Origin of the sequence: Paraburkholderia sp. GAS38, from assembly GCF_050434965.1 — a bacterium.
GTDB classification, from domain to species: Bacteria; Pseudomonadota; Gammaproteobacteria; order Burkholderiales; family Burkholderiaceae; genus Paraburkholderia; species Paraburkholderia phenazinium_A.
Map to the genome: position 1 here is coordinate 134,328 of NZ_JBNDJO010000003.1, position 25,834 is coordinate 160,161.

At 60.8% G+C, this 25,834-nt stretch carries 26 protein-coding genes; 13 read left to right on the forward strand and 13 right to left on the reverse strand.

Annotated elements, in window-relative coordinates:
- Positions 1-336: 336 nt before the first annotated feature.
- Positions 337-1,800, forward strand: coding sequence for a sensor histidine kinase (locus P3T42_RS08190; protein ID WP_083640237.1), 1,464 nt, complete (start codon positions 337-339; stop codon positions 1,798-1,800).
- Between the two features lie 13 nt (positions 1,801-1,813).
- Positions 1,814-2,491, forward strand: coding sequence for a response regulator transcription factor (locus P3T42_RS08195; protein ID WP_429305693.1), 678 nt, complete (start codon positions 1,814-1,816; stop codon positions 2,489-2,491).
- A gap of 131 nt (positions 2,492-2,622) precedes the next feature.
- Here the strand turns inward: P3T42_RS08195 and P3T42_RS08200 are convergent, their stop codons facing one another.
- On the reverse strand, positions 2,623-2,892 hold the full coding sequence (locus P3T42_RS08200; protein WP_074294376.1) for a DUF4148 domain-containing protein: 270 nt from the start codon (positions 2,890-2,892) through the stop codon (positions 2,623-2,625).
- 144 nt (positions 2,893-3,036) lie between these two features.
- Complete coding sequence (locus P3T42_RS08205) at positions 3,037-3,711, reverse strand: response regulator transcription factor (RefSeq protein WP_429305694.1); 675 nt, start codon at positions 3,709-3,711, stop codon at positions 3,037-3,039.
- A 478-nt stretch (positions 3,712-4,189) separates the two neighbouring features.
- Here P3T42_RS08205 and P3T42_RS08210 point away from each other — a divergent pair, with 478 nt between their 5' ends.
- Positions 4,190-4,900 (forward strand): lysophospholipid acyltransferase family protein, encoded by a 711-nt coding sequence (locus tag P3T42_RS08210; RefSeq protein ID WP_074294378.1) that lies wholly within the window; start codon positions 4,190-4,192, stop codon positions 4,898-4,900.
- A 156-nt stretch (positions 4,901-5,056) separates the two neighbouring features.
- Here the strand turns inward: P3T42_RS08210 and P3T42_RS08215 are convergent, their stop codons facing one another.
- On the reverse strand, positions 5,057-5,260 hold the full coding sequence (locus P3T42_RS08215; protein WP_074266313.1) for a cold-shock protein: 204 nt from the start codon (positions 5,258-5,260) through the stop codon (positions 5,057-5,059).
- A 218-nt stretch (positions 5,261-5,478) separates the two neighbouring features.
- Between P3T42_RS08215 and P3T42_RS08220 the strand changes: the two genes are divergently transcribed.
- Both P3T42_RS08220 and P3T42_RS08225 read left to right on the forward strand, forming a co-directional pair.
- Positions 5,479-5,748, forward strand: a complete 270-nt coding sequence (locus tag P3T42_RS08220; protein WP_429305695.1) for a hypothetical protein — start codon at positions 5,479-5,481, stop codon at positions 5,746-5,748.
- Positions 5,749-5,828: 80 nt separating this feature from the next.
- Positions 5,829-6,089, forward strand: a complete 261-nt coding sequence (locus tag P3T42_RS08225) for a DUF6723 family protein (protein ID WP_074294380.1) — start codon at positions 5,829-5,831, stop codon at positions 6,087-6,089.
- Between the two features lie 139 nt (positions 6,090-6,228).
- Here the strand turns inward: P3T42_RS08225 and P3T42_RS08230 are convergent, their stop codons facing one another.
- The gene (locus tag P3T42_RS08230; protein ID WP_074294381.1) at positions 6,229-6,498 is read right to left on the reverse strand and encodes a hypothetical protein; all 270 of its coding nucleotides are present in this window, start codon (positions 6,496-6,498) and stop codon (positions 6,229-6,231) included.
- A gap of 266 nt (positions 6,499-6,764) precedes the next feature.
- Here P3T42_RS08230 and P3T42_RS08235 point away from each other — a divergent pair, with 266 nt between their 5' ends.
- The 5 genes from P3T42_RS08235 to P3T42_RS08255 all read left to right on the forward strand — a co-directional run bounded on the left by P3T42_RS08235 (position 6,765) and on the right by P3T42_RS08255 (position 13,054).
- Complete coding sequence (locus P3T42_RS08235; RefSeq protein WP_074294382.1) at positions 6,765-7,013, forward strand: hypothetical protein; 249 nt, start codon at positions 6,765-6,767, stop codon at positions 7,011-7,013.
- Between the two features lie 195 nt (positions 7,014-7,208).
- Positions 7,209-8,633, forward strand: coding sequence for an aldehyde dehydrogenase (aldA, locus tag P3T42_RS08240; RefSeq protein ID WP_429305696.1), 1,425 nt, complete (start codon positions 7,209-7,211; stop codon positions 8,631-8,633).
- A gap of 163 nt (positions 8,634-8,796) precedes the next feature.
- A complete protein-coding gene (locus tag P3T42_RS08245; protein WP_429305697.1) occupies positions 8,797-10,119 on the forward strand; it encodes an MFS transporter in 1,323 nt (440 codons plus the stop codon).
- The gene (locus P3T42_RS08250; RefSeq protein WP_429305698.1) at positions 10,120-11,337 is read left to right on the forward strand and encodes a mandelate racemase/muconate lactonizing enzyme family protein; all 1,218 of its coding nucleotides are present in this window, start codon (positions 10,120-10,122) and stop codon (positions 11,335-11,337) included.
- Between the two features lie 55 nt (positions 11,338-11,392).
- Complete coding sequence (locus P3T42_RS08255) at positions 11,393-13,054, forward strand: GMC family oxidoreductase (RefSeq protein ID WP_429305699.1); 1,662 nt, start codon at positions 11,393-11,395, stop codon at positions 13,052-13,054.
- A 105-nt stretch (positions 13,055-13,159) separates the two neighbouring features.
- On the opposite strand, the gene P3T42_RS08260 is transcribed toward P3T42_RS08255, so the two are convergent.
- The 3 genes from P3T42_RS08260 to P3T42_RS08270 form a co-directional block, all read right to left on the reverse strand.
- Positions 13,160-13,750, reverse strand: coding sequence for an IMPACT family protein (locus P3T42_RS08260; protein WP_429305700.1), 591 nt, complete (start codon positions 13,748-13,750; stop codon positions 13,160-13,162).
- A gap of 141 nt (positions 13,751-13,891) precedes the next feature.
- On the reverse strand, positions 13,892-14,470 hold the full coding sequence (locus P3T42_RS08265; RefSeq protein ID WP_074294387.1) for a TetR/AcrR family transcriptional regulator: 579 nt from the start codon (positions 14,468-14,470) through the stop codon (positions 13,892-13,894).
- Between the two features lie 120 nt (positions 14,471-14,590).
- The gene (locus P3T42_RS08270; protein ID WP_429305701.1) at positions 14,591-14,917 is read right to left on the reverse strand and encodes an NIPSNAP family protein; all 327 of its coding nucleotides are present in this window, start codon (positions 14,915-14,917) and stop codon (positions 14,591-14,593) included.
- A 301-nt stretch (positions 14,918-15,218) separates the two neighbouring features.
- On the opposite strand from P3T42_RS08270, the gene P3T42_RS08275 reads away from it, so the two are divergent.
- The 3 genes from P3T42_RS08275 to P3T42_RS08285 are packed head-to-tail and all read left to right on the forward strand — an operon-like array spanning position 15,219 to position 19,170.
- Positions 15,219-16,280, forward strand: a complete 1,062-nt coding sequence (locus P3T42_RS08275) for an ABC transporter substrate-binding protein (protein ID WP_429305702.1) — start codon at positions 15,219-15,221, stop codon at positions 16,278-16,280.
- Between the two features lie 32 nt (positions 16,281-16,312).
- Entirely contained in the window at positions 16,313-17,920 is a 1,608-nt protein-coding gene (locus tag P3T42_RS08280) for an ABC transporter substrate-binding protein (protein WP_429305703.1), read from the forward strand.
- On the forward strand, positions 17,917-19,170 hold the full coding sequence (locus P3T42_RS08285) for an acyl-CoA dehydrogenase family protein (protein ID WP_429305704.1): 1,254 nt from the start codon (positions 17,917-17,919) through the stop codon (positions 19,168-19,170). Before P3T42_RS08280 ends, P3T42_RS08285 begins: the two co-directional genes overlap by 4 nt.
- A 70-nt stretch (positions 19,171-19,240) precedes the next feature.
- Here P3T42_RS08285 and P3T42_RS08290 read toward each other — a convergent pair whose 3' ends face one another.
- The 6 genes from P3T42_RS08290 to P3T42_RS08315 form a co-directional block, all read right to left on the reverse strand.
- A complete protein-coding gene (locus P3T42_RS08290; RefSeq protein WP_429305705.1) occupies positions 19,241-20,758 on the reverse strand; it encodes an ABC transporter substrate-binding protein in 1,518 nt (505 codons plus the stop codon).
- On the reverse strand, positions 20,755-21,429 hold the full coding sequence (gene maiA, locus P3T42_RS08295; RefSeq protein WP_429305706.1) for a maleylacetoacetate isomerase: 675 nt from the start codon (positions 21,427-21,429) through the stop codon (positions 20,755-20,757). The genes P3T42_RS08290 and maiA overlap by 4 nt, the downstream gene beginning before the upstream one ends.
- Before the next feature lie 20 nt (positions 21,430-21,449).
- Complete coding sequence (locus P3T42_RS08300; protein ID WP_074294393.1) at positions 21,450-21,953, reverse strand: cupin domain-containing protein; 504 nt, start codon at positions 21,951-21,953, stop codon at positions 21,450-21,452.
- A 45-nt stretch (positions 21,954-21,998) separates the two neighbouring features.
- Positions 21,999-23,885, reverse strand: a complete 1,887-nt coding sequence (locus tag P3T42_RS08305; protein WP_429305707.1) for an FAD/NAD(P)-binding protein — start codon at positions 23,883-23,885, stop codon at positions 21,999-22,001.
- Complete coding sequence (locus tag P3T42_RS08310) at positions 23,882-24,748, reverse strand: N-acyl homoserine lactonase family protein (RefSeq protein WP_074294395.1); 867 nt, start codon at positions 24,746-24,748, stop codon at positions 23,882-23,884. Before P3T42_RS08310 ends, P3T42_RS08305 begins: the two co-directional genes overlap by 4 nt.
- Before the next feature lie 110 nt (positions 24,749-24,858).
- Positions 24,859-25,800 carry a class I SAM-dependent methyltransferase gene (locus tag P3T42_RS08315; RefSeq protein WP_429305708.1) on the reverse strand — a complete coding sequence of 314 codons (942 nt, stop codon included), beginning with the start codon at positions 25,798-25,800 and terminating at the stop codon, positions 24,859-24,861.
- Positions 25,801-25,834: the final 34 nt, after the last annotated feature.

Consider the following 25,834-nt stretch of genomic DNA (forward strand, 5'->3'; position numbering starts at 1 on the left):
TAAGTTTCTTGCCTGACGTGATAGTTGGTAGTGAGGGTAATGTAAAGAATCCATCTTGATGTTTCATGCAATGCGCACAAAGTGACGGGTTTTTCATCTTTGTGCGGTCTGGTATTTATTCGCGTAAGGCTATGATGCCGACACTGTGACGATTCTGACCATGCTTTGGCAGTTTATGTAAGCTATGGAATCCTTATTGTAATGTTGAGCCTATCCGGAAGCCCATATCCCAGGACGCGAGACGAAATCGACCAGCATGAATGCTCAGGAATTTAATCGCTGTCGATCCGGTCCAGGCGGGTCCACGTTCTTAACGAATCAACACGCGAGGGGCCGATGACCGTGTCCACTCTGGAACTTGGCAAAGTACGAGGAACGGCGATCTCCACTGAGACACGAGCTACGCATTCGACGAGCCGTCCGGGCCAGCGCTGGCATACGAGCACGTTTAGATGGCTGTCGGCTTACGCCGCGATCTTCACGCTGTGTTTCATGGCCTTATTGGGGTTCCTCGAATATTCGGTCGGCGCGGCGATGGAACGCGAGGCGGACAGCGCGATTCACTGGCAGATGCGTTACTTCGATTCGAAAGGCGACGACCGGCTGGTGTCCGCGATTGAAAGACGGATCGAGCGGGAGAACCGGCACGCAAATTACTACGGCCTGTTTACGCCGGACGGCCAGCGCATTGCCGGCGACATCATGGCGTTGCCGCACGGCTTGAAGTTCGAACTGGCGAGCGAGTCCCACAGTTCGACCACGGGCAGCACGCTGATGCTCGCAGAGAATCCTTCCACGCCCACAGTACGCGTGATGGGAGAGACCCGCGCCAATGGCGACCAACTGGTGATCGGGCGCAGCCTGGACGATGTGCGGCAAGTGCGCGAGGAATTGACCCGCGCGCTGATCGGCGGGGGCGTGCTGTGTCTGGTCCTCAGTCTCGGCACCGGTCTCCTGCTGAGTTTTCGTCAGATGCGGCGGGTGGCGGACATGCGGCGCGTCACGACTCGCATCGCCAATGGCGATCTGGCGCAACGCTTGCCGATTGGCGGCCGCGATGAACTGGACATGCTTTGCCATCTCGTCAATCACATGCTTACCGAAGTGGAGCGTCTGATGAACGAGGTCAAAGGCGCGTGCGACGGCATTGCGCACGACCTGCGCACGCCGCTCGTGCGCTTGCGCCTGCAGTTGGCGAACCTCGCGGAGCGGGTGCGCGACAACGGCGACGAGGCGGCCAATACGTTGCTTGCCCATGCGCGCGTCGAGGCGGATTCCATTCTCGACCGCTTCGGCGCCATGCTGCGCATTTCGGAAATCGGCGCATTGCAACGGCGCAGCGGCTTCGACATTGTGTCCTTGCAGACGCTCGTCGAGGAACTGTGCGACCTGTATCAACCGCTCGCAGAGGAAAAGTCGATCAAGCTGCAGTTGAGCACCGAAGCGGTCGATTCGGTCCACGCCGATCGGGCGCTGCTGTTCGAGGCTTTCAGCAATCTGCTCGACAACGCCATCAAGTTCGCGCCGGAAGGGGGCGATGTCAGCGTGGTGTTGCGATCGGACCAGGCGGGTCCGCAACTTGTGATCGCCGACAACGGACCGGGCATCCCGGTGAGCGAGCGCAACGCGGTGCTCAACCGCTTCTACCGCGTCGAGCAGACGCGTCACATACCAGGCACGGGGCTTGGGCTCGGCATTGTGTCCGCAATCGTCCGTCTGCATGATTTCGAACTCCGCATTGGCGGCGAAGAGTGCGGCACGACGATCACCATCGATTGCTGGTCACACAACCTGCAGTAGGTCCTAACGCTAGATGAGAATTCTGCTGGTGTCGTCCTCCGAGACGGAGACGGTTTACCTTCATAAGGCGTTCAGGGAGAGCGCGCACAGCGTACACGTAGCGGATAACCTGCGTTATGCCCTCTATCTGGCCTCGCATGAAGCGTTCGATGCGATTGTCGTTTCCGCGGTGGGGCTGTCCCTGATGACCGCACTGTTCGACGCGCTGCCCGAACTGGCCAGGCTGCCGCGCGCACCGTCGGTGATCGTTGCGCTTGCAAGCGGTACCTCGCAAGATCGCGCGCGCGTGCTGCGCGCCGGTGCGGACGCCTGCTTCGTGCAACCGTATTCGTTTCTCGAGATGCAGGAGCGCATGCTGGCGCTTCATCGCACTTCCGTGGCGCGTTCGGCGCAGCCGGCCGTTACGACGCCGGCGCTGAAGCTGGACCCGTTGACGCGCGATCTCGTCGAAGACGGCAAGCGCGTGCTGTTGACGAAGCGCGAATATCTGCTGATTGAATGCCTGCTGCGTCAGGCGAAGGCGCCGGTAGCGAGAGATCAGTTGATCCGTTACGCGTGGCCGGACAAGGAGGATGTCGAACCCGCCAGCGTCAACCTGGTGGTATCGCGCCTGCGGCGCAAGCTGGAGCTGAATGGGTTCAGGGTCCGCGTCGAGACCATTAGCCGCTTCGGCTATCAATTGGCTTCGTGATAAAGCCTGGCGTGGGGTGTCGGGCCGGCTCGCGCCCGCGCTATGCGGACCGGCGCGAGCAGGCTGCAGGAGATCCGGCAGTCCGCTTCGCCCGGCCATTCACATGCGATGACGCGTGTTGCGCGAAACGTTCACGGATGCGCGTACACGGTGCTGTTCAGGTAGGCGAGCTGGCCGTCCTTTTCTGCGTGTACGAGTTCGCCATAGACTTCGGCGCGGGTCTTCGGTGCAACGGCCTGGCCGGTCGGCGGAACCCATGTGCCGACTTGCGGCGTGGCGTTCGACATCGCCACGGTGGTCGTGGCATTGTCGGCCGGAGCGTTGGTGGCCGGATTGCTTTGGGCGAATGCCGTGCCGGTAGCGAGAATGCTCAACAGGGCTGCGATCTTCAGTGCTTTCATGACTGCTCCTTCATGCGGAAAAGATGGTGAGGTCCGGGCTGTACCGCGTCATGCGGTGCGCGTCTCGGTAAGAAGCAGAATAGAGAGGTAGGCCTATCGCAACGCGAGCATGAAAGTGAAGAGATTTTTAATCGGCTGCAGCGCTTAGCTGAGTATGTAGCCCGAACCCCTGACGGTATGGATCTGCGGATCCTCGCCCGCCGCACTCACCTTCTTGCGCAAGCGCCCCACGTGAACGTCGATGAGGTTGGTGCCCGGGTCGAAGCGGCAGCCCCAGACACCTTCGAAAATCATCGTGCGCGTGAGCACCTGGCCCGGATGCCGCATCATGTATTCGAGCAGTTTGAGTTCGGTGGGCTGAAGGTCCAGCGCCTCGCCGTGATGACTGGCCTGGCGCTTGAGCAGGTCGAACGCCAGTTCGCCGACCTGCAGGCAGGTCTCGACGCTGCGAACCGGGGTCTTGCGCCGCAATAGCACTTCGGCGCGTGCGGCCATCTCCTCGCGTGCAAACGGTTTGGTGAGGTAGTCGTCGCCGCCTGCGCGTAGGCCGCGAACGCGCTCGTCGACGTTCGACATCGAGCTCACCAGCAATACGGGCGTGTCGATGCCCGCGTCGCGCATGGTGGCGAGAATCGTCAAGCCATCCAGATCGGGAAGCGTGCGGTCGAGCGTCACGAGGTCGTAGGTGAACGCCATGACCCTGGCGATGCCGTCGCGTCCGCAGCGCGCAACGTCCACTTCATAGCCGGACTCGGATAGCGCGCTCAGAATCTCCTGAATCATCAATTCATCGTCTTCAACAGATAGCACTTTCGGCATGGCTTGTTCGTTCAGGGAGGAGGGGCGTGAGGGAAGCCTGCATCTGCATGACCCATGGCGAATCCAGGGAGCAGGTCGTACGAACATCATCGCTGAGCGCGCGTAACCGGACGTCGCCACGGGGATGAAGGGTTTTTAATGGTTTTGCAACAGGACTGTGGGCTGCCTTTGCCAGGCAACGCCGGCATCGCGAAGAGACTGCGTCCCGGCGATGCGGTTTCCGGAAGGGCCGGGAAGCGAATGATTGCCGCCGAGACGGAGCCGAAAATTTATTTGTGTCAGACTAGATCGATGTCGGCGCCGCAACCGCATAATTTCGCCCGGTTCGCCTCGCTCACCCGCTCAGGACCGCGCTTTCACGTCTCGTGGCGTGAGGCGTCAGCAGCCATATCCCGCACGAAGGCCGCGCCTTGCGTGCGGTTCCGGCGAGCGCAGACGCAACACCTTCCGGCTCCATTCCTTCTTCACTCGGTTTTTCATGCGCACCAAGTTCATCAAATGGTTTTTCATTGTCTGCCTGCTCGGCAGCGGCACGGTCTACTCCGCGTTGATTCTGCTGCTGTTTCCTTTCGTCGGCAGGGCCGGGCGGTACTGGCTGGCAGCGCAATGGTGTCGTGCAATGGTCGCATGGATGCGCTGGCTGCCGGGCGTCACGTGTTCGGTGGAAGGCCTCGAACATCTTCCGGCGGGACCCTCCATCCTCTTGTGCCGTCACGAATCCACATGGGAGACGCTGGCCTTTCTCGCGCTGTTTCCGCGGCGGATCAGTTTTGTGTTCAAGGAAGACCTGCTGCGCATTCCGTTCTTCGGCTGGGTGCTGCGCGGGCTCGACATGGTCAGCCTGAACCGCGGCTCGCCGCGCCAGGCGCATCAGGCGGTGACACAGGAGTGCGCCGCACGGCTCGCCAAGGGTGATGTGGTGGTGATATTTCCGGAAGGCACGCGCGTGCCGCACGATGCCCCGCCGCGCTTGACCTCGGGCGGTATTCGTCTGGCATGCGCGACCGGCGCGCCGGTGGTGCCGGTAGTGCACAACGCAGGCAAAGTTTGGCCGGCGAAGGGCTGGCCGGACCGGAAGGGGCACATTCGGGTGGTCGTGGGGCCGGAATTTTCATCGCGCGAGACGTCGCAGCAGGACTTGAGCCGGGCCGTGCACGACTGGATGAAGACGGCTTTGCTGGAACTTTGAGGCGCGGCGTCCGGACGGTCTGGGCGCGCTTCGTCGCGTCTTTGCAACGGCGCGGGCGTGCCGGGGGGGCGGTGGGCCGTCCCAAACCGCCGCCACATAAGCAAATGGCCCGCCGAAGCGGGCCATTTGCAGCAGGGGGAACGGGTTCCCGGCCTGTTACAGCGGCGTGATGTTTGCCGCTTGCTTACCCTTCGGGCCCTGCTTCACTTCGAAGCTGACCTTCTGGTTTTCCTGCAGCGATTTGAAGCCGCTTCCCTGGACTTCCGAGAAATGTGCGAACAGATCTTCGCCGCCGCCGTCAGGCGTAATGAAACCAAAACCCTTTGCATCATTGAACCACTTCACAATACCGGTTGCCATTTTTTAATCCATTCAATTTAAATGTCGCGTTCGCGTTTGCCGCGTCTTCGCCCCGCGACCGAACGCGAAGAATGACTTTGTACCACGCTGATATCCAACCTGCCAATCATCATGTTTCAGCGATGCGTTCTAAACCACGAAATCTCAGTCAAATTTGTGTTGGGAGAATGTAATGTGCCGGTAGGGTAAACTGCGACCCACACTCTCCCAGGAAATACATGAAACACTACTTGCAGGAAGAGTTGACATCGTTTTGGGGCCGTCTGACCCCCTATCTCGCGCTGTTGGAGTCCGCGCAAAGCGGCGCGCTGGAGCCGATTGGGCGTGTCACCGTCGACACGGACGAACGCCAGGCATTCGCGCTGCATACCACCGATGTGAAGCCACACGGCGATACGTCGGACGTTCCGACGGGACAAAGCGCCACCTACACGCGTTTGAAGGCCGATGGCGCCGCCTGGGGCCCCTGGCTAAGGGAAGCGTACTGATCACGGCGGCGAACGCCGCTTCCAGAGGGCTGTGCGGGCGCGATGCCCGCTCCGCTCCGCCACTCAATCTGTTTCAGCGTATGAGCAAGTCTGCATTCATCCCCAGCGTTCCGGCGCAATCCGAGAGTGATTTCGACGTCTCGGCGTCCTCGCGCCTCGCCGGCTACCGGCGCTTTTTCGGCGTGTTGAACGTGGTCCGCAAGACCGACGGCCGACTGTTGTTCCCGTTCGACGGTGCGCCCGAACTTGGCCCGTTCCCGACGAAAGTGGAGGCGCTGGCGGCTGCCCAGGTGTATGGCGAGCATATCGTCGCCGCCGACCTGGCCAATCCGGAGCTATAGCAGACCTGGCGGCAGCCGTATGTCGTGTCCTTGCGCCGGACGTCGCTTGCAGGACGAGTCTGCAAGGACGGCTACACGGTCTGACGCCGCAACGAAACGCATCGATATGCTCGGTAGTACTGACGGACACTGCTGCATGTTATTGCGGATCGGTTTTGGCCTGCGTCGTTTGAGTGTTCGACGTGTCGCTGGATGAAGGCATGCTCATGCTGCCTTGATCCATCATCATGCCGGCGGGTTTGGTGGTCCACGGGCTGTTGATCGGATCGCCTTGATACGTCATCCCAGCCGTTGCCGCACCGTGCGCGTTACCCGCACCGCCGTTGTTGCCCGCAAACGCTGCTCCCGACACGCTCAACGACACTGCAGCCGCGCCCGTCATGACGACGGTCAGAATTGCCTTGTTCATTTCGATTCTCCCGGTAAGCGATGCAAGATTGCGTCGCGTCACTTCATATACGGGGAAATGCCGGCACTGGATGCACACCTTCGGTCACGCCACGATGCGCCGTGCGATCTCTTTCAGTTCCTCACCGCAAGCAGCCGTAACCTGGCGTTACCAATCTCGCATGCAGGTTTCACCTGTAAATGAGAACCCTCCCTAGACTTCCGTCACTGCGGTGGCCGTCGCGCATTCCGCTACGCGCGCCAGGCTTTTTCTTGCGGGAGACATCAATGCAACGAACGCGTCACCCCCTCGTGACCGCCCAGTTGGATGGCACGGAACTGTGTGCCGATTATTGCCAGCAAACCGGCCGCTTGCGGATTCTCCAGGGGACCGCCGTCGTACGGGAATGGTTTCCGCCCAACTCGTGGATTGCCATCGCATCGGTGGCCGGCGCCCGCAACTGGGGGACGCGGCCCGATTCCGATGAGCTGCAGATCTTGCTGGCAAGTCAGGTGTCGTTGCTGCGGATCGGCTAGTCGAGCCGGCGCTTCAGCCACGCCGACCCTTCCCCTCTCCTTCATGCCAAACATGAGTTTTTCGAATGTTTGGTGCCCAAATTAGTCGCTTGTCGCCCCTCGCTACGCGGAGAAGAATTCTGCCCATGCAGCGGCGGCATGGAATCCATAGCCGTCGGCCATGCGTTTTTCGCACTATGCCACCTGGTAACGACTATGCGACTCGATCGGAATTTTGTGAGCGGCCAGTTCATCGATCCCGCCAGCGACGAACTCATTTCCGTCTACAACCCCGCCACCGAGGCCCTGATTGCCCGCGTCGCGGGCACCTCGAAGGACGAAGCGATTGCCGCGGTCAACGCGGCGGCGCTTGCGCAGAAAGGCTGGCGTAAGCTGCCGTCCGCCGAACGCGCGGTTTATCTGCACAAGCTTGCCGACGCGCTGACCGAATGCGCGCCTGCGATCGGCGCGGCGCTCGCGCTGGAGTCGGGCAAGAGTGTCGCCGACGCAACCAGCGAAGCCATCTATGCCGGCCAGATCACGCGCTATCACGCGGAATGGGCGCGCCGTATCGAAGGCGAAGTCATTCCGAGCGACACCCCCGACGAGAACCTGGTGCTGCATCGCGAGCCGATTGGCGTCGTGGCTTGCCTGATTCCGTTCAACTATCCGGTCTACACGTTCATGCGCAAGGTCGCGCCTGCGCTGATTGCCGGCAATACGGTGGTGGTGCGGCCGAGCAACAACACGCCGACGTCCGCGTTCGAAATCGCCAAGGCTGTCGAACGCGCGGGCCTGCCGGCCGGTGTGGTGAACATTCTGGCGATGAGCCACGACATTGCGGAAACGCTTTGCACGCATCCGGCGGTCGGCATGATCACGCTGACGGGCAGTGTGGGCGCGGGCCGCAAGGTGCTTGAGTACTGCAAGGCGAACATCGCGAAGCCGTCGCTCGAACTGGGCGGCAAGACACCCGCGATCATCGAGCCGGATGCCGATCTAGAGAAGGCCGCGCGCGAACTCGTCGCGTCCAAGACCACGCACTGCGGCCAGTTGTGCACGGCGATCGAACGTGTGTACGTGCACGAAAGCGTGCATGACCGTTTCGTCGCGCTGCTCAAGCAGCATATGAGCGCCGTGAAATCGGGCGATCGCGCCGACCATCCCGCTTTGATGGGACCGCTCGTCAACGAGGCGTCGCGCCGGTCGATTCATGCCATGGTCGAACGCGCGGTAGAGGCGGGCGCCAGGCTCGAGACGGGCGGCGAGTTGCCGGACGGCAAGGGCTTCTTCTATCCGGCCACGTTGCTGTCGAACTGCCGTCAGGACATGGAGATCATCCAGGAAGAAACCTTCGGTCCGATCATGCCGGTCGTGAAATACAGCACGCTCGACGAAGCGCTTGGGATGGCTAACGATCACCAGTTCGGCCTCTCTTCGGTGCTGTACACCGAGAACTATCGCACGGCGATGAAGATTGCCAACGGCATCGAAGCCGGCGAACTGTACGTGAACCGCACGCCGGCCGATCCGTACCAGGGCTTCCACGCAGGCTGGAAGCGCTCAGGCCTGGGCGGCGACGATGGCAAGCACGGCATGCTCGAATTCACGCAGACCCGCCTCGTGGTCATGAAGTACTAAAGCAACGTTTATTCGGACCCGGCGCGCCGCTCGCAGCGGCGCGTCTTCCTCAACCTGCAGATTCGCGCAAGCACGCTGCAACCATAACAAAAGATATCGGGGACTCGACAAAGCCGGTGCAACCCTGCACCGCAGGCCTTGCGTGTCTCTTAGGAGCACCTCAGTGTCATCTCAGTCCGTCCAATCCGCCGCCTCGCTGGCCGCATCCAACGACGCAGCCGCCTTGCGCGAAACCCCGGCGCAGCGCTATGTGCAACTGCTGCTGCTGGTGATCGCCGCCGGTGCGATCTATCCGATTCTCTATCTGCGGCAGGTGTACCAGCCCACGATGCTGGAAGTGTTTCATATCACCGACAGTCAACTGGGCTATCTGTATTCGTCGCTCGGCACCATCTTTTTGCTGAGCTATCTGCCGAGCGGCTGGCTCGCCGATCGCATCGCGCCGCGCCTGCTCATCTGCTTTTCGCTGATCGCAACCGGTGCGCTCGGTCTGTGGTATTCGACCGCCCCGTCGTTTCATCTGCTGATGGTGATCTTCGGCGGCTGGGGCCTGTCGACAGGTCTTACGTTCTGGGCCGCCGTGATCAAGCGTGTGACGATGATCGCCGGCGCGCATGAACAGGGCCGTTTCTTCGGCTTTCTCGACGGCGGCCGCGGCCTGGTTGAAGCGCTGCTGGCAACCGTCGCCATCACGCTGTTCGCATGGGCCACGCAGACGCGCGGCGAACCGGTGGCGGCCGGCTTCAAGCTGGTGGTCTACATGTACGCGTTCCTGTGCATCGCGCTGGGCGTGGTGCTCGGGATGGTGAAGGATCCGCAGGGTAGCAAGGCCGCCGCGGAGCAAGCTGCCACGCGCAAACGCAACAACGTGCTGGTCGACCTGAAGACGCTCGCGACGATTCCGGAGCTGTGGCTTGTCGCCGCGATTGTGTTTTGCGGCTACCAGGTGTTCTGGGCAACGTACAGCTTTTCCGCGTATCTGCATGAAGGGGCGATCGGCCTGTCGGTGGTGATGGCCGGCACGATCACGACGCTCAAGTTGTGGATGCGGCCGATTGGCGGCATCGGCGGCGGCTTCCTGGGTGACCGCTTCTCCAAGATTTCGGTGCTGGTGATCGCGCTGTTTCTGGCCGCGCTCTCGCTGCTGGGACTGATCGCCGCGCCTGGCATCGGCAGCCATGTGGCGCTGGTGTTCCTCGTACTGTTCATCGGCATTCTGACCTACGCCATTCGCGGCCTTTACTGGTCGTTGCTCGATCGTTGCAATGTGCCGGTCGAAACGATGGGCCTCGCGATTGGTTTGATCTCGGTACTGGGCTACTCGCCGGACGTCTTCCTGCCGCTCATCAACGGCTACCTGACACAGACGTATCCCGGCGTATTCGGCTATCAACTCTACTTTGGCTATGTAGCCGCAGTGGCAGCGCTCGGTGGCTTTGCCGCGCTTGCGCTGAGAAACAGGCTTAACAGGAAAGAAGGTGCGTAAATGAAAGTTGTTTCGCTCGAAACGCATATTGTCGCTGTACCGCCGCCGCATCTGGGCGGCATGTACTGGATCTTCGTCAAGCTGAAGACGGCTTGCGGAATTGAAGGTGTCGGTGAAATCTATTCGGCGACGTTCCATCCGGATGCGATGACACACATCATCGACGACGTGTTCGGCCGTTATCTGCAGGACAAGGATCCGCATCACGTCGAGCGGCTGTGGCGCGAGGCCTATTCGAGCGGCTTCACGCAGCGCCCGGATCTGACCATGATGGGCGTGGTCAGCGGTCTCGAGATGGCGTGCTGGGACATCATCGGCAAGGCGGCGGGCAAGCCGGTCTATGAATTGCTGGGTGGCATGGTCAACGAGCGGCTTCGTTCGTACACCTACCTGTACCCGAAGAACAGCCACGGCGAATACGATTACGACGACCCGGATCTGGCCGCCGAATGCGCGGTGGAGAACGTGAAGCGCGGCTTCACCGCAGTCAAGTTCGACCCGGCGGGTCCGTACACCGCCTATTCGGGCCACCAGTTGTCGATGGAAGTGCTGGACCGTTGCGAGCTCTTCTGCCGCAGGGTGCGCGAAGCCGTGGGCAGCAAGGCCGATCTGCTGTTCGGCACGCACGGTCAGATGGTGCCCTCCTCGGCCATTCGTCTCGCCAAACGCCTCGAGAAATACGACCCCTTGTGGTTCGAAGAGCCGGTGCCGCCAGGACAGGAAGGGGCCATGGCCCAGGTCGCGAAGCACACCAGCATTCCGATCGCGGCAGGCGAGCGGCTGACCACCAAGTACGAATTCTTCAAGCTGCTCGAAGCGGGCGCCGCGTCGATCCTGCAACTGAATGTGGCGCGCGTGGGCGGTCTGCTCGAAGCGAAGAAAGTGGCGAGCATCGCCGAGGTGTATTACGCGCAGATCGCGCCGCATCTCTACAACGGCCCGGTCGGCGCTGCGGCCAGCATCCAGCTGGCGGCTTGCACGCCGAACTTCCTGATTCAGGAAAGCATCGGTACGTGGGGCGGTTTCCACGCGGAAGTGTTGAAGACGCCGATTCGCTGGGAAGACGGCTACATCATTCCGTCGCAGGAGCCGGGTCTCGGTGTGGAGTTGAACATGGACGTGGTGCGGCAGCATTCGCCGTACACGGGCGAACGGCTGCATCTGCAGATGGCCGCGAAACCCGCGGACGTCAAGGATCTCGCGCCGGCCAAGGGTTGAGCTTGAGACTTACTTTCGCATTCACTGAAGCGGACGCCGTCGGGCGAGATAGACCATGAACTACGACTACATTATTGTCGGCGCGGGCTCTGCGGGCTGCATCCTCGCCAATCGCCTGACGGCGTCGGGCCAGCATTCCGTGCTGCTGCTCGAAGCGGGTGGCAAGGACAACTCGTTCTGGTTCAAGATTCCAGTGGGTTTCACCAAGACGTACTACAACGAAACCTATAACTGGATGTATTACAGCGAGCCCGAAAAGGAACTCGACAACCGGCCGATCTATTGCCCGCGCGGTAAAGTCCAGGGCGGCTCCGGTTCGATTAACGCGATGATCTTCGTGCGGGGTCAGCCGCACGATTTCGACGACTGGGCTGCCGCCGGCAACAAGGGCTGGTCGTTCAAGGACGTGCTGCCGTATTTCCGCAAGCTCGAGTCGCATCCGTTGGGCAACACCGAGTATCACGGCGCCGATGGCCCGATTCGCATTTCGCCGATGAAGGACGCCGTGCATCCGATCTGCCACGTGTTCCTCAAGGGGTGCGAGCAGGCCGGGTATCAGCGCACTCAGGACTTTAACGGCGCGCAGTTCGAAGGCTCGGGCATATACGACGTGAGCACGCGCAATGGGCAGCGTTCGTCGAGCAGCTTCGAATATCTGCATCCGGTGCTGGACCGCCAGAATCTGACGGTCGAACGCGAAGTGCTGGTGAGCCAGGTGCTGTTCGACGGCAACAAGCGCGCGACGGGCGTAGTGGTCAAGCAGAACGGCGGCGCGCGCACCTTCACCGCGAACCGCGAGGTGATTCTCGCGGCAGGCGCGGTGGATACGCCGAAGCTTCTGCAACTGTCCGGTGTGGGCGACAAGGCGCTGCTCGCGCAGCATCGCATTCCGCTCGTGCATGAACTGCCGGCGGTAGGGCAGAATCTGCAGGACCACCTGTGCGTGAGTTTCTACTATCGCGCCAACGTGAAGACGTTGAACGATGAAATGCGGCCATTGCTCGGCAAGCTCAAGCTGGGCCTGCAGTACCTGCTGACGCGCAAGGGGCCGCTCGCGATGAGCGTGAACCAGTCGGGCGGCTTCTTTAAGGGCAACGATCAGCAGGTGGAGCCTAACCTGCAGCTCTATTTCAATCCGCTGTCGTACCGGATTCCGAAGAGCAACAAGGCGAGCCTCGAGCCCGAACCGTATTCGGGCTTCTTGCTGGCCTTCAATCCCTGCCGGCCGACGAGCCGCGGTTCGATTGAGATTGCTTCGAACCGGGTCGAAGATGCCGCCAGGATTCGCATCAACGCGCTGACCACGGAGAAGGATATCGACGAGGTCATCCAGGGGTGTGAGCTGGTGCGCAAGGTGATGGCAACGTCCGCGCTGCGGGGCATCACGGTGGAGGAGATTTCGCCGGGGCCGCAGGTCAACACGCGCGATGGCTTCCTGCAGTATTTCCGCGAGCAGTCGGGCTCGATCTATCACCTGTGCGGATCGTGCGCGATGGGGGCGGACGTGCAGACGTCAGTGGTCGACGAGCGCTTGCGCGTGCATGGGCTGACGGCTTTGCGGGTGGTCGATGCCTCCATCTTCCCGAACATCACGTCCGGCAATATCAATGCGCCGACGATGATGGTGGCGGAGAAGGGCGCCGAGATGATTCTCGAAGATGCGCAGGCGGATGCCGTGGGCAAGCGGGCCAAGCCGGAACTCGTGGCGACGCATTGAATGCCGGCGGCTGGTGAATGAGCGCGCGAGGGGCCGCGCCGATTTCGTATCGGGCGGCTCCGTTTCTTTTGGGGCTTGCGTGTCGGCCAGGCTAGCCCGCGCGCTTCAGTCTTCTTCCGGAAACACCGCGCGCCCCTGCGTCATATCCCGCAGCGCCTCACGTGCCCCTTGCACGGCCGTGACGGGCATGCTGACCGTCAGGCGCACTTCCATTTCGTAGCCGCTATTGGCGAGCGTGTAGCCCTCCTGTTCAATCCAGCGGCGCACGCGCGCCTCGTCGGGATACGCGATTTGCACCGTCAGCAAGGTCTGGGCAATCCGTTCGACGCGCGGCGCGTCCTGCAGCACACGGGCAATCGCGTCGGTATAGGCGCGCACCAAACCACCCGCACCGAGTTTTACCCCACCGTAGTAGCGCACCACGGCCGCCAGCACGCCGTCTAGGTCGTGATGCCGCAGCACTTCGAGTATCGGCCTGCCGGCGGTGCCGGACGGTTCGCCATCGTCCGACATGCCGGACTGGCCGCCCGCCAGCAACGCCCAGCAGACGTGCGTGGCGGTGGGATGCTCTTCACGCAGACGGCGCAGTTCGGCCATCGCCGCATCGCGGTCCGCGACGGGGATTGCGTGGGCGATGAAGCGGCTCTTGCGGATTTCGATTTCTTGTTGGCACGCCGTAGCGAGGGTGTGGCTCATGCGGATTTGCAGTAAAGTTTCCAGGAATACCTACGAGTTCAACATTCCTGGTTACGCTGCCTCGGTACGGGTAGCCACGATTATCCCATTCACCGGATCCAATGCGCCGGCAAGCGCGCATTCGTTGGTGGGCCTGTTCGTCTATCGCAGAGGCGCTACGGGCTTGCTTTCCGTGGCAATCAGTCTTTCAGCGGCGTCCCACGCTTCACTCGCCGCGGTTTTTCTGTCGCCGGCCATCGCCGACAGAATGGCGCCATCCAGCAGCATCACCATCTGTCGGGCCATCAGTTCCGCTGCTGGGCGCCGCGCTATGTCCAGCAGCAGGTTCTTGATGAAAAGCCGAAGGCCGGTCTTCTGGGCAATCGTGATACGCATGATCTCCCCAGGTTGCGAGCGGAACTCGGAAAATGCTCCAGTGAACATGCAACCCGTAAAGTCTCTCGTCTTGAACCACCGTTCATGCCACGCGAACACTTCGCGAATCTTGTCCATCGGATCCGATTTTTTATTCACAGCATCGGTTAGCGAAGCGAGCGATTGCTGCATTCTTTGAGCCAATACTTCGGATACGAGGTCGACCTTCGACGGAAAGTGCCGGTACATGGTCATCTTCGCCACACCGGATTCTTCAATGATCCGGTCCATACCTACCGCGTGATAGCCGTCCATGGAAAAAAGGCGTGTCGCTGTTCTGACGATATCCTGCTTCTTGGCGGTCATGGTCGTGTTGTCAGTTCAATTAAGTAAGAACATCCGTGACAAGAATACTACTGCGGAAAATAATTGAACAGACCGGTCTATCCTTGAGCGGCGCTTCGATTGCGTTATGGCATACGTCTCCTACCGCAATGCAGAAAAGGCCGTCGGCGTCAGAAAGTAATTTTCGACTCGCTCGACAATCGGCCTTTCCGCTTCGGTTGCGATGCGCTTCGCGATCCACTCCGCGTCCGCCTGGAATGCGTTCCACTTCTGCTCGCGCTCCGCGAGGTTCTCCCACTTCACCATGTAGGTCAGCGTGTGATTGCTCGGGCCGATCAGCGTCGTCCAGAAGCCGATCTGCTCGATGCCGTATTTCTCGAAGAAACCGAGCGTTATCGAGGTAAAGCGGTCGAGCAACGCCGGCAGGCGCGTGGGCAAGCAGTGATAGATGCGCATTTCTACGATCATGTTGTTCTCCATGTCAGGTTGTGCATTTACGTGTCATAGCAGTCGACGAGGTCAATCGTCAAGTCCTTCGGGGGCGATTCATCGTTAAGAAAAAACTGCAAACAACAAAACTACGTTTGCAAATTACCCCATGCGCATAACCTGAAAACTCGCCGGATGCCATTCGGTATCCTTATTTGTTATGACTGAAATAGCCGATCGAAGCTTCATGTTCCTATTGATTCACGACATGCTCCAGCGACATTGATCCACAAGGATCGCCCGAAGAGATCGACACCCACACTAACGAACGGTGAGAGTTATGAGCCGCATCTGGTACACACGCTGCCCGGCCCCCACGCCCTTTGGCATCACGGTGCAAAAAGGTTGGCTGCAGGAAGAGTTTGCTGCGGACGGTATCGATATCAAGGCACTGCAGGACGCGGACGACGTGTTGATCCGGCGCTCGCATTTCACGCACAGCCAGCCGTGGTCATTCCGGCAAGGCGGCAACATTCCCGCGTTGTGGGCGCGCGCACAAGGCAGCGATACGCGCCTGATCGGGCTTAGCTGGGTTGATGAATTCCAGGCGCTGATTACGCTCGACAGAGACCTTACCCTGGCACCTGCCGCAATCGCCAGGCGCCGCTTCGGGTTGCCGCGCAATACACATTCCAGTGTGGTGGACTTTCATCGGGCAACCGCTTTGCGTGGCATTTCATCGTTACTTGGCGCGGCAGATGTGCCGTTTAACGGCATCGATCTCGTCGATTTACCGCACACCCCTCGTGGACTGGAGGACGTCAAGCCGCCGGACGAAGCGCCAATTGGCGAGTGGCTGGCGAGTCAGCGCACCCATGAGTTTACGCGCGAGGCTCAGGCCTTGTTGCGGGGAGAGGCTGATATCGTCTTTGTCAAGGGTGCTACGGGGCTCGACATCGCCAATCTGCTCGACGCAAGAATCCTCGTTGAAATCGGCGCACAAACCAATCGCCAGGCACACGCCAACAACGGTACGCCGCGCCCGCTTACCGTGGATGCCCAACTGCTACGCGAACGGCCCGATCTGGTGGAGCGTGTCCTGTCCCGCACATTGGCGACGGGTGATTGGGCACAGGCGAATCCGGACGAAGTGACCGCCTATATCGCCCGTGAGACGCGCAGCGCCGAGCATTGGGTGCAGCACGCATATGGTGCGAACCTGCATCGTCAATTGACGATTGGACTCGATCCGGACGCACTCGCGGCACTCGCTGACTTCAAGACTTTCCTGTTCAGGTGGGGCTTCATTCCCGCGGATTTTGATTTCGACCAATGGGTCGATCCCGCACCGCTTGCCGCTGCTCTCAGACGTCGGCAGGTATCTCAACCCGTGCTGGTCTAGACACGGCAATATATCTTCGCACTTCGAAAAAAATGATCATCAATACGTCGCAGAGTGGTGGATTCAAATATCTCGGGAGTGTGTTGTGGATCGTGTTGGCGCTGACGCTGGCACAGGTGGGGCAGGAAGCCGTCGCACAGGTACGCGGAGGGACACTCAATTTCGTCGTGACGCCTGAGCCGACAGCGCTGGTCGATCTGACCACCACGGCTATCAATGTTCTCAAGGTCAGCCCGAAGGTCACTGAAGGGCTGCTCGACTACGACCTGAACCTGCAACCGAAGCCGTCGCTAGCAACCTCATGGGAGGTTCGCGACGACGGCCGCCAATACGTGTTCCACCTGCGTCATGGCGTCAAATGGCACGACGGCCAGCCGTTTACTTCCGCTGACGTCGCGTTCTCTCTTCAGACGCTCAGGGCCGTTCATCCGCGCGCAAAGGTAACCTTCGCGAAGGTCACTGACATTGAGACGCCGGATCCATACACCGTCGCGATTGTGCTGTCGAAGCCTGCGCCGTATCTGATCAAAGCGTTTTCCGCATCCGAAACACCGATTATCCCGAAGCATCTCTATGACGGCTCCGAGGTGGGTTCCAATCCGGCCAACAACGCCCCGATTGGCACAGGCCCTTTCCGCTTCGTCAAATGGGTGCGCGGGAGCTACATTGAATATGCACGTAACGACGATTATTGGGGCAAGGGCAAACCGCGGATCGACCGGATTATCGTCAAGATCATCGACGACCCCGCCGCGCGGACGGTCGCATTCGAAACGGGAGCGGTAGATCTGGGCGGCGATACGCCGGTACCGTTATCGGATCTCGCCCGGTTAAGGGCGCAGTCGAAGCTGGGGATCGAGACGCGGGGTTACGATTTCGCGGCCGGCCCGACCCGTATCGAGTTCAACCTGGACAACGCTTACCTCAGGAACCTGACGGTGCGACAGGCCATCGCATCGGCTCTGGACCGGGACGTGATCCGTAAGGTGGTCGCTTATGGCTATGCCGTGCCGGTTGCGAGCCCGATTATTCCCAGTAGTCCGTATTACGATCCTGCACCCAATCCCTATCCCTACAACGTCGAGCGTGCCAATGCGCTGCTGGACGAAGCCGGCTACCCACGCAAGGCCGATGGCACGCGCTTCGCCCTGACGCTCGACCCACTGCCAATGGGCGATCTTCCGGTCCGCACGGCCGCGTACGTGAAAGCCGCGCTGTCACGCGTGGGCATTGCGGTCACCGTGCGCAACCAGGATTTGCCTGCTTATCTGAAGCGGGTCTATAGCGACCGCGACTTCGACTTTACCGTCAATGTGATGAGCAATCTGTTCGATCCGGTGGCGGGCGTTGCCCGGCTCTACACCACCGAAAGTTTCCGGCGCGGTGTGCCTTTTACCAATGGCTCGCATTACAGCAATCCGCAGATCGACCAACTGTTTGCGGAGGTCGCACAGGAAACCGACGAGAGCAGGAGAAAGCAGTTGTTCTTTCAGATCCAGCGGATTCTCGAACACGATCTGCCGGACATCAATCTTATGGTGACGCAGTCCGTGACGGTGTACTCGCAGGCGGTGTACGAGCATACGGTTTCACCCGATGGTACGGCCGGTAGCTTCGCCGATCTGTGGTTGCAGCGATGAGAGGTGCAGGCCACACGATGAGCGTGCTGCCATTGGCGCGCGCTACCTCCGCGCACGACGTGTTGATCGAAAAGGCGGGGGAGCTTGGCCGCCTGTTTGGCAACAGTGCGGCTGAGCATGACCTCACGGGCGAGCCGCCCGCGCACCAGTTCGATGCCTTGCAGGCGGCCGGGCTATTACGACTCACCGTCGCCGAGTCGGATGGCGGATACGGGGCGGGTCTCGCCGTGGCATCGGCCGTCGTTGGCGCCGTGGCCCTCGGGGATCCTGCCGTGGCCCTCATCCTGTCAATGCACTACAGCCAGCACGCGGCTATCGTACGGTCCGAACGCGTGGGTTCTGACGACTGGCCCGCGCATCTTGCGCGGCGCTTGAGCCGCGAATCCGTCGAAGGTCAGTCGCTGATCAACGCGGCGCAGGTTGAGCCGGCGCTGGGATCGCCCTCGCACGGCGGTCTGCCGGACACGATCGCACGACGGGTTGGGAGCCAGTGGCAGATTTCAGGTCACAAGATTTACGTCACCGGTGTGCCGCTGCTGTCGTGGATCAATGTACTGGCGCGAACCGATGAGGATGAGCCTCGTCTGGGCCATTTTCTCGTGCCCAGCAACGCCGAGGGCGTACGGGTTGTGGAAACGTGGGATCCGATCGGCATGCGCGCCACGGCGAGTCACGATGTTGTTCTTGAGAACGTGACGATTCCGATTGCCGACGTTGTCGCGCTCAAGCCCGCCCGACTCGGATTGCAGCGGGACGCTCACGGAGCCACCTGGTATTTCAGCCTGGTGGGCGCTGTCTACGACGGTGCGGCGCGGGCGGCGCGCAACTGGCTGATCGAGTTTCTCAACGAGCGCCGCCCGAGTTCGCTGGGTGGCGCCTCGCTGGCGAGTTTGCCGACGGTGCAGGAAGTCGTCGGACACATCGAGGTTCTGCTCGCCACCAACGACTGGTTGATGCGAAGTCACGCCGAACACTTCGACGCAGGCGATGCTCCAGACGCGCTATCCGGTGTCGTCAAGCATGTTGTCATCGACAACGCCGTGCGGGTCGTGGAACTCGCGATCGAACTGGCAGGCAACCACGGCCTCGCCCGGCGTAATCCGCTGGAACGGCACTATCGAAACGTGTTGTGCAGCCATATCCATGCTCCCTCCAACGCATTGCTGCGGGGTAACGCCGGGCGTGCGGCGCTCAGTGCGAATCGTCAGCCGGAACATCCTCATTCACAAAGCAGTGCAATGAAGTGCTGAAAGGCGTGGATCTGGCGCATCGCCACCTTTATCAAGGACGTTCATCTTGCGTGAACTATCCTGACGGCACTCAGCGCGCCAGTGCAAGCTCGGAAAAATTACCGAGGAGTACCTGGTTACTGCCGAAGTTAAGGACTTCGCGCCGGGCCACCGTGACCGTGTGCGGTGCGAGCAGTGGAATTCTCGGCAGGTCTGTCTGCACGATGCGCTGGAATTCTGCGTAGATGGCGCGGCGCCGCTTTGGATCGGTTTCGGTTTGCCCTTCCTCGAGCAGACGGTCAACCTCGGCGTTCCGGTAGTTCGACGCATTCGAAAATGCCACGCCTCGCTTGAAGTTCTTCGACCAGTAGAAGCGCTGAACACCGATTGCCGGATCAGGACCCGCGTTCGCGCTATAAAAGATGGTGTCGAAATCTCGCGCTGTATAGGTACGGTCGACGAAATTGCCGAAGTCCGATGTGTGGATCTGGACGCACACGCCAATTGTGCGGAGGTTCTCGCGTAGATGCACGGCCAATACGCCAAGTGCGCCCGTAGGCTCAGGATAGGCGGTGAGCGTGAGGCGCACGCCGAGCGCATCGCGCTTGAATCCCGCTGCTTCCAGAAGGGCTTCGGCTTTCGCGAGGTCGAATGCATAACGCGGTACGGCATCGGAGTGGAAAGCGGGAAACGCCGGCGGAATCGGTGTTTCGGTCGCTTCGGCATGGCCGTGCCAGATATCCTTGACGATGACGTCCCGATCGAATGCGTGAGCAAACGCCTGTCGCACGCGGAGATCCTTAAAGATCGGGCGGTCCAGGTTAAATTCGAATGCGGCCACCCACGTGTTATACGTTGAGGGATGGCTGGTCACAACAAGGTTGGGATCGCGGGACAAGCGCGCGATGTTCGGGAAGCTGACGCCGTAGTCGTCGGCCAGATGCAGTTCACCGTTCTCAAGCGCCGAACTTGTCGCAGCGGGATCCGCGATAAACCGGAACAGAAGCTTGTCGAGCCATGGTCGCGGCGCGTCCCAATAGTCGGGGTTCCGTTCAAGCAATACATGGTCGCCGGGTTCCCAGCGAACGAATCGGAATGGCCCCGTGCCGATCGGCGCGGCGTTCGCGGGGTGGGTCGTCACATCGGTGCCCGCATAGATATGTTCAGGGATCACCTGGGCTTCGAGTGAAGACGTCAGCGCACCCAGCAGGTACGGTGCGGGTTGACTGAGGCGCAAGACTGCTGTCAACGAATCCGGCGTATCGACCGACACCACGTTTGCAAAAGTAGTGCGTCCGCGGCTGTGATACTTTTTCCAGACTTCCATCGCGGAGAAGGCGACGTCTCGGGACGTAAAGGGTTTCCCGTCATGCCAGGTCACGCCGCGACGCAGATGAAGCGTCAGGGACAGCCCGTCTTCGGCGATGTCCCAGCTCGTCGCCAATTGCGGCTGCGGGCCGAAATGCTCGTCGTATGACAATAGACCGTCGAACAGCTTGGCGGAAATGATCTGCGCCGTACCTGCCGACGTCACCGCGCTCGTGAGACCGCTGTGCATCTCCGGGCCAGCGCCGATAACCAGCGTGCCACCACGTGGAAGCGCCGTCATGCGCGTACCTGTGCTGGCGCTACAGGGTTCGCACCCGGCTGGTTTTGCGGCAACGCAGCCTGGAAAGCGGCATGCTCGAGGCAGTGTTGGGCAATGCGTGGGAGAACGCTTAACGACTCCAGCGAAACGCCATTAGCCAGCGCACTGACGAACTGGGGAACAATGAATGCGTCAGCGAGCGTCGCTGTATCCCCGTAGCAAAAGGCGCCGGTCAGGCCGGACCGTTCCAGGATTGCGTCGATTGCCCGGAGTCCTTCCAGTATCCAGTGTTGGGTCCATGCCTTGCGGCTTTCGGCGTCGATATGAAGCTGGCGCTCGAGATATTTTGTCACGCGTATCGCGTGCAAAGGGTGGATATCGCAGGCAGCGGCGGCCATCAGGGCTCGAACGTATGCCCTTGCTTCCGCGCCTCGCGGAAGCAAGGGGGGCGACGGATAGCGCTCTTCGAGATATTCGCAGATAGCGCCGGATTGAATCAGCGTGTAACCGTCGTCAGTCACGAGGGACGGGACGAGGTGCTGGGGATTGACCTTGCCATAGGAGGGGCTGTTATTCTCGCCGTCCTCCCTCAGCAGGTTGATCGATATCGTGCGATAGGACAGGCCCTTCAACGCGAGAGCAATCCGCACACGGAAGGAAGCCGTTGATCTGAAGAACGAGTACAACTCCATGACATGTTCCCCTGTGTTAGTCAGGAAGCCGAATAAGTCAACTGTATCGGCTTGTCTTGATCCGCGCGAGCGAGATTGCCGAGCGCAGCGTTTTGCGGCAGGTTCTGCAAGACGATCAACTCCAGCGGCACCGTACCTGCGCGGTTGTCGATGGCGTGAACGCACCATGCGGGCACGAACAGCCAGTCGCCCGTATGCAGGGACTGCAGGTCCCGCTCGCTATCGATCGCGATATGTCCTTCGCCTCGTTGAACAAAGTACAGATGCCAGAACGAATGGCTATGCACCGGTGCATGCGTGCCCGGCTCGACGATCTGGGCTGTCAGGGAGAGGCCCGGAGCGATTGCGGTCTTATCGGCTGCGCTGTCGCGCGTCAATGCAACGGACCCTCTCGCGTGTCCGCCGTGCTCGTTTGCTGCCGCCCAGATGTCGCGGCTGTGCCAGATCACGGGTCGCTCGCGCTGCGGTCGCGCGCGTTCGAGGTACTCGACGAAGGGGATCAGTCTGCCTTCCTGAACGATCATGGATTGCCTCCTTGTTTTCTGGGTTGCCGGTCGGCTATTGAGGACTCACCCGACAACCGGGGCAGTGGATGCGTGTGTCGCCGCCGGGGCAGTTTCTCCCGCAACATCGCCTGCGCCCAGCAACTGGAAAATGCCTTGTACGCAGATCTCCGCGTCGAGGGTCAGGCGTGATTTCCTGCCCGGGCGCGGCAGCTCCTGGGTGTAGTAGTGAGGCCCTTCTACCGGATAGCCGATGGCCCACAATCGTGGGTTCACGTTCCCCTCTTGCCCGATAACATTGTTGGACGGGCTGATATCGATTCCGCCTGGGTGGTACGGTCCGTTGCGGTAGCTGCGTATGAGTCCCCGTGAAACGAGATTCGCAACCAGTTCGGACTGATCCCGTTCGGGGCTGAACACGTCGATGCGCGAAATCACCAGAACGTCCGCGTAGCGCCGTTCCGTCTGCGTGCCGAACGCGGTTTCGATTGCGAACTGTGCACGATCCCGCTGGGGAAAGACGGCGGCGCCGGGACCGCCGGCAATCTCGATCACACCCTGATCGAGCAGCGTCAGCAGCTCAAGGTTTCTGTGCCTGGGCGGCCCGAAGACGATGCGGTTGAGCGTGTTCACGAACTGCCCGCTGAACATCTTGTCCGAGTCGGGGGTGAAACCACGATATTCAGCCGCTCGTCTGAATTGCTCGCGTACGTCACGCAGGACATCGGTTGCCGCTTTGAGCGGGCTTTTTACATTACCCTTTTCGACCTCGGCGAGATCGTCGAGGAGAAACTGCCGAAAGAAGCGGCGGAAATCAGCCAGATCGGAGAAGGTGCGGGCGCCGATCGGATCGAGGATCGCCTGGATGGCGGCCCGCGCGGCATCGTCGAACACGAACTGCTCGGGAGGAGGCGCCGAGCCGGATAAGGCAACATGCCTTGCATAGGCCATATCGGCCATCACCAGCGGCATGACCTCGTTGACAAAGTCGATCTGGGTATTGCCGCGCAACGCCAGCGCGCGCTCACGGAGCGCCGCTATCGCGCTGACGGTGAAGAAGTGCGGGATATAGCGTCCGGCCGCACCCTTCTGATTCACAGCCCGGGCGGAAAACGGCAGGCCGCTGCGGGAGAACAGCAGGATGGCAGGTTCCCGCCCAGACCGTTCGTAGTGCGACTTTCCTGCACGCCGGACGAATCGGCCGCCCCTGCCGACAGTAAGGTGCGAGATGACGTCGTGTGCGGTGAGACCAATCCCCTGTATCGCAACGGTTGCGTCCGGTGAGATCCGTCCAAGCTGCTCGACGGGATAAGCTCCTGGAAAGAAATCGAGCTTGTCGTTCGAGCTGGCGTACGCCCGTACGAACTCGGCGTGGTCTGCGTCCGCCCCGTCGTACTTGCGCTTTCCATGTCCCGTCGTGAGGATGAGGTAGTCGGTGTGGAATGTTGCGCCACCATCGACATGGACGCTGAAACCGCCTTCGGTTGCGGCGGTGACATCTCGCGCAGCACGCCGGTGATGATGCAGCGAAACGTTGCGAGGAAGCGCTTTCACCACGAGATCGAAGGCAGCGGAGAAGTATCTGCCGAGCAGATAGCGCGGAAGATAGTGCTGTTCGCCGATCTCTTCGCCATGCGGCGACCCGGTGGGATAGAACGCCCCGTCGAAATGCCGGTATCCGGCCTGGCGCGCCCAGTCGATGAAGGACGGTGCGTTGGCGCCTCCCGCGACGCTGTCGGGCGGGAAGATGGTGACCTGGTTAGCCAGCGTGTTGGTGAGCAGATGCGGCGGCTGGGTGTCATAGTGCGTGCCCTGGCCGCATTCGCCCGGATCGACTAGCTCGACACGGATCGCGTCGCGCCAGCCCAGGATGTCCACGAAATGGGCGACACGCTCGAGGACGCTGAGGCCACGTGGACCCATGCCGATAATGGTGAGTGTGATGGGCTTCATTGCACGGCTTCCGGCGATGTCTCTACTGCCGGCTTCAAGTCGGCGCCGAGGGGCGATTCCCGGTTCAGCGGCAGTTCGTGAAGCAGCGCGATATCGCGATCGTCAGGCAAGGTGGGAAAGCGGCTCAGCACGGCGGGATCGTGCCCGGGAATGACGTGGTCGGGCCCATCGGCGAGGGCGTCGATGCGCGCGTACCCTTCGAGCATCAGGGCCACATTGGCGACGAGTGGAAAGGGCTTGCGTTCGCGGATGTTGGACCAGTAGTGCGCACCGTCGCTCGCCAGAACGACCTGACCGCGCTTTGTGTTGACGCGAACCACCTGCTGTCCCAACGTATGACCGCCGATCAGATGCAGCGTCACGCCCGGAAGCAACTCGGCGTCGCCATCGTGAAACACGATGCGTCCTTCGTACAGGTGCCGCACCGCGGACAGCACATCCTCCACCTCGAACGGGCGTCGCAGCAGATCGTGGCACATGCACCGCCCGGTGCAGTATTCCATCTCACTGTCTTGCAAATGAAACACTGCGCGCGGAAACTGACCGAGATTACCCGCGTGGTCATAGTGCATGTGCGTGATCACAACGTCACGCACCGACGACGCGTCAATGCCTATCTTTGCCAGCGCGGCCACGGGCGTTCGCAGGAACGTGCGCTTGCGCTTGACCGCCATGTCCTCGGCGAAGCCGGTATCGACCACGATCACGCGTTCTCCTGCGCGGATAGCCCAGATGAAATAGTCCTGCGGCATAGGAGCATCGTGTCCGTCGTAGAAGAGATAGTTCTCCCTGGCAGTGCGGTCGTGCTGAACCGCGTAGCGCAGCGCAAAGACCTCATAGTTCGGCGTAGGCTCGGAAACCATCGGGCATCACCTCCTGTCGGGTGCGTCGTTCGGGACGCCTCCTTGTGGCATTGAAAAGAAAGCCGCTGCAGCACGGGGTGCTCCGCTCGCGCAGCGGCGCAGCAGAAAAGTTAGTGTTTCCTGAACACGTACAGATAGAGGCTGCTTGAGACCTTGAGCGAGCCGGTTCGCGCGAGGTGCGCCTCGACGACATCGCGGACGGCATCACGCAAGGAATCGTCGCCGAGTCGCAGGGCGACATTCCGGTACCGCATCGTATGGGTGTAGAAGTTGAGCAGGGCGTCGATGTCGGGGAAGTCCATGGTTCCGTCGAACCAGGGTTTGCGGATCAATTCGAGCTTGCTGGGCGCATGGAGCAGGATGTTCGCATCGCAAAAGCGATTGGTGCCCGGCGCGGTAAGAGCGGCATGGTCGTGCGCAAAGCCGAGTTTCAGGAGCGCATGATCCTGAAAGCGGTTGAGTTCGCTCATCCAGTCGAAGTCGGGCGTGAGCAACGCAATGTGGCCGCCGGACTTTAGCAGGCGGGCAAGCTTGTCGAATGCGCCCTTGATATCGGGGACATGGAACAGCACCAGGTTCGCCAGGATCAGGTCGAAGCTGCCGTCATCGAACGGCGCGTCTTCAATGGACGTCTGCAGGAACCGATGTTTTCCCGGCACGGGGTCGATTCGCTCGCGCGCTGCTTCAACCATGGCGTCGGCGATGTCGATGGCAGTCACGTCAAGCGGACGGGAACGGGCAAGCGCATAACTGAACCTGCCGAGACCGCATCCGGCATCCAGCACGTTGCTGAATTTCAGGTCCTTTAGCTGGTCCACATACCACTCAGAGATGGATCGACTCGCCAGCGACTCCCAGGCGTCCGACCGGACCTTGAAGTCTTCCGTCGTGGCGTAACTATGCTGCACCAGATGCTGCCGGTCGAAGTAAACGCTCATGTCCATAATCGATGCTCCTCGTTTAACAACCCGAACGGGTTTGGGTGAATGTAAACAACTTCGACGATTTCGAAACAGGTATACAGATTCGTATACCTGAATATAAATAACCAATGAATGCGCGATGATTTTTTAAGGACGTGTTGCT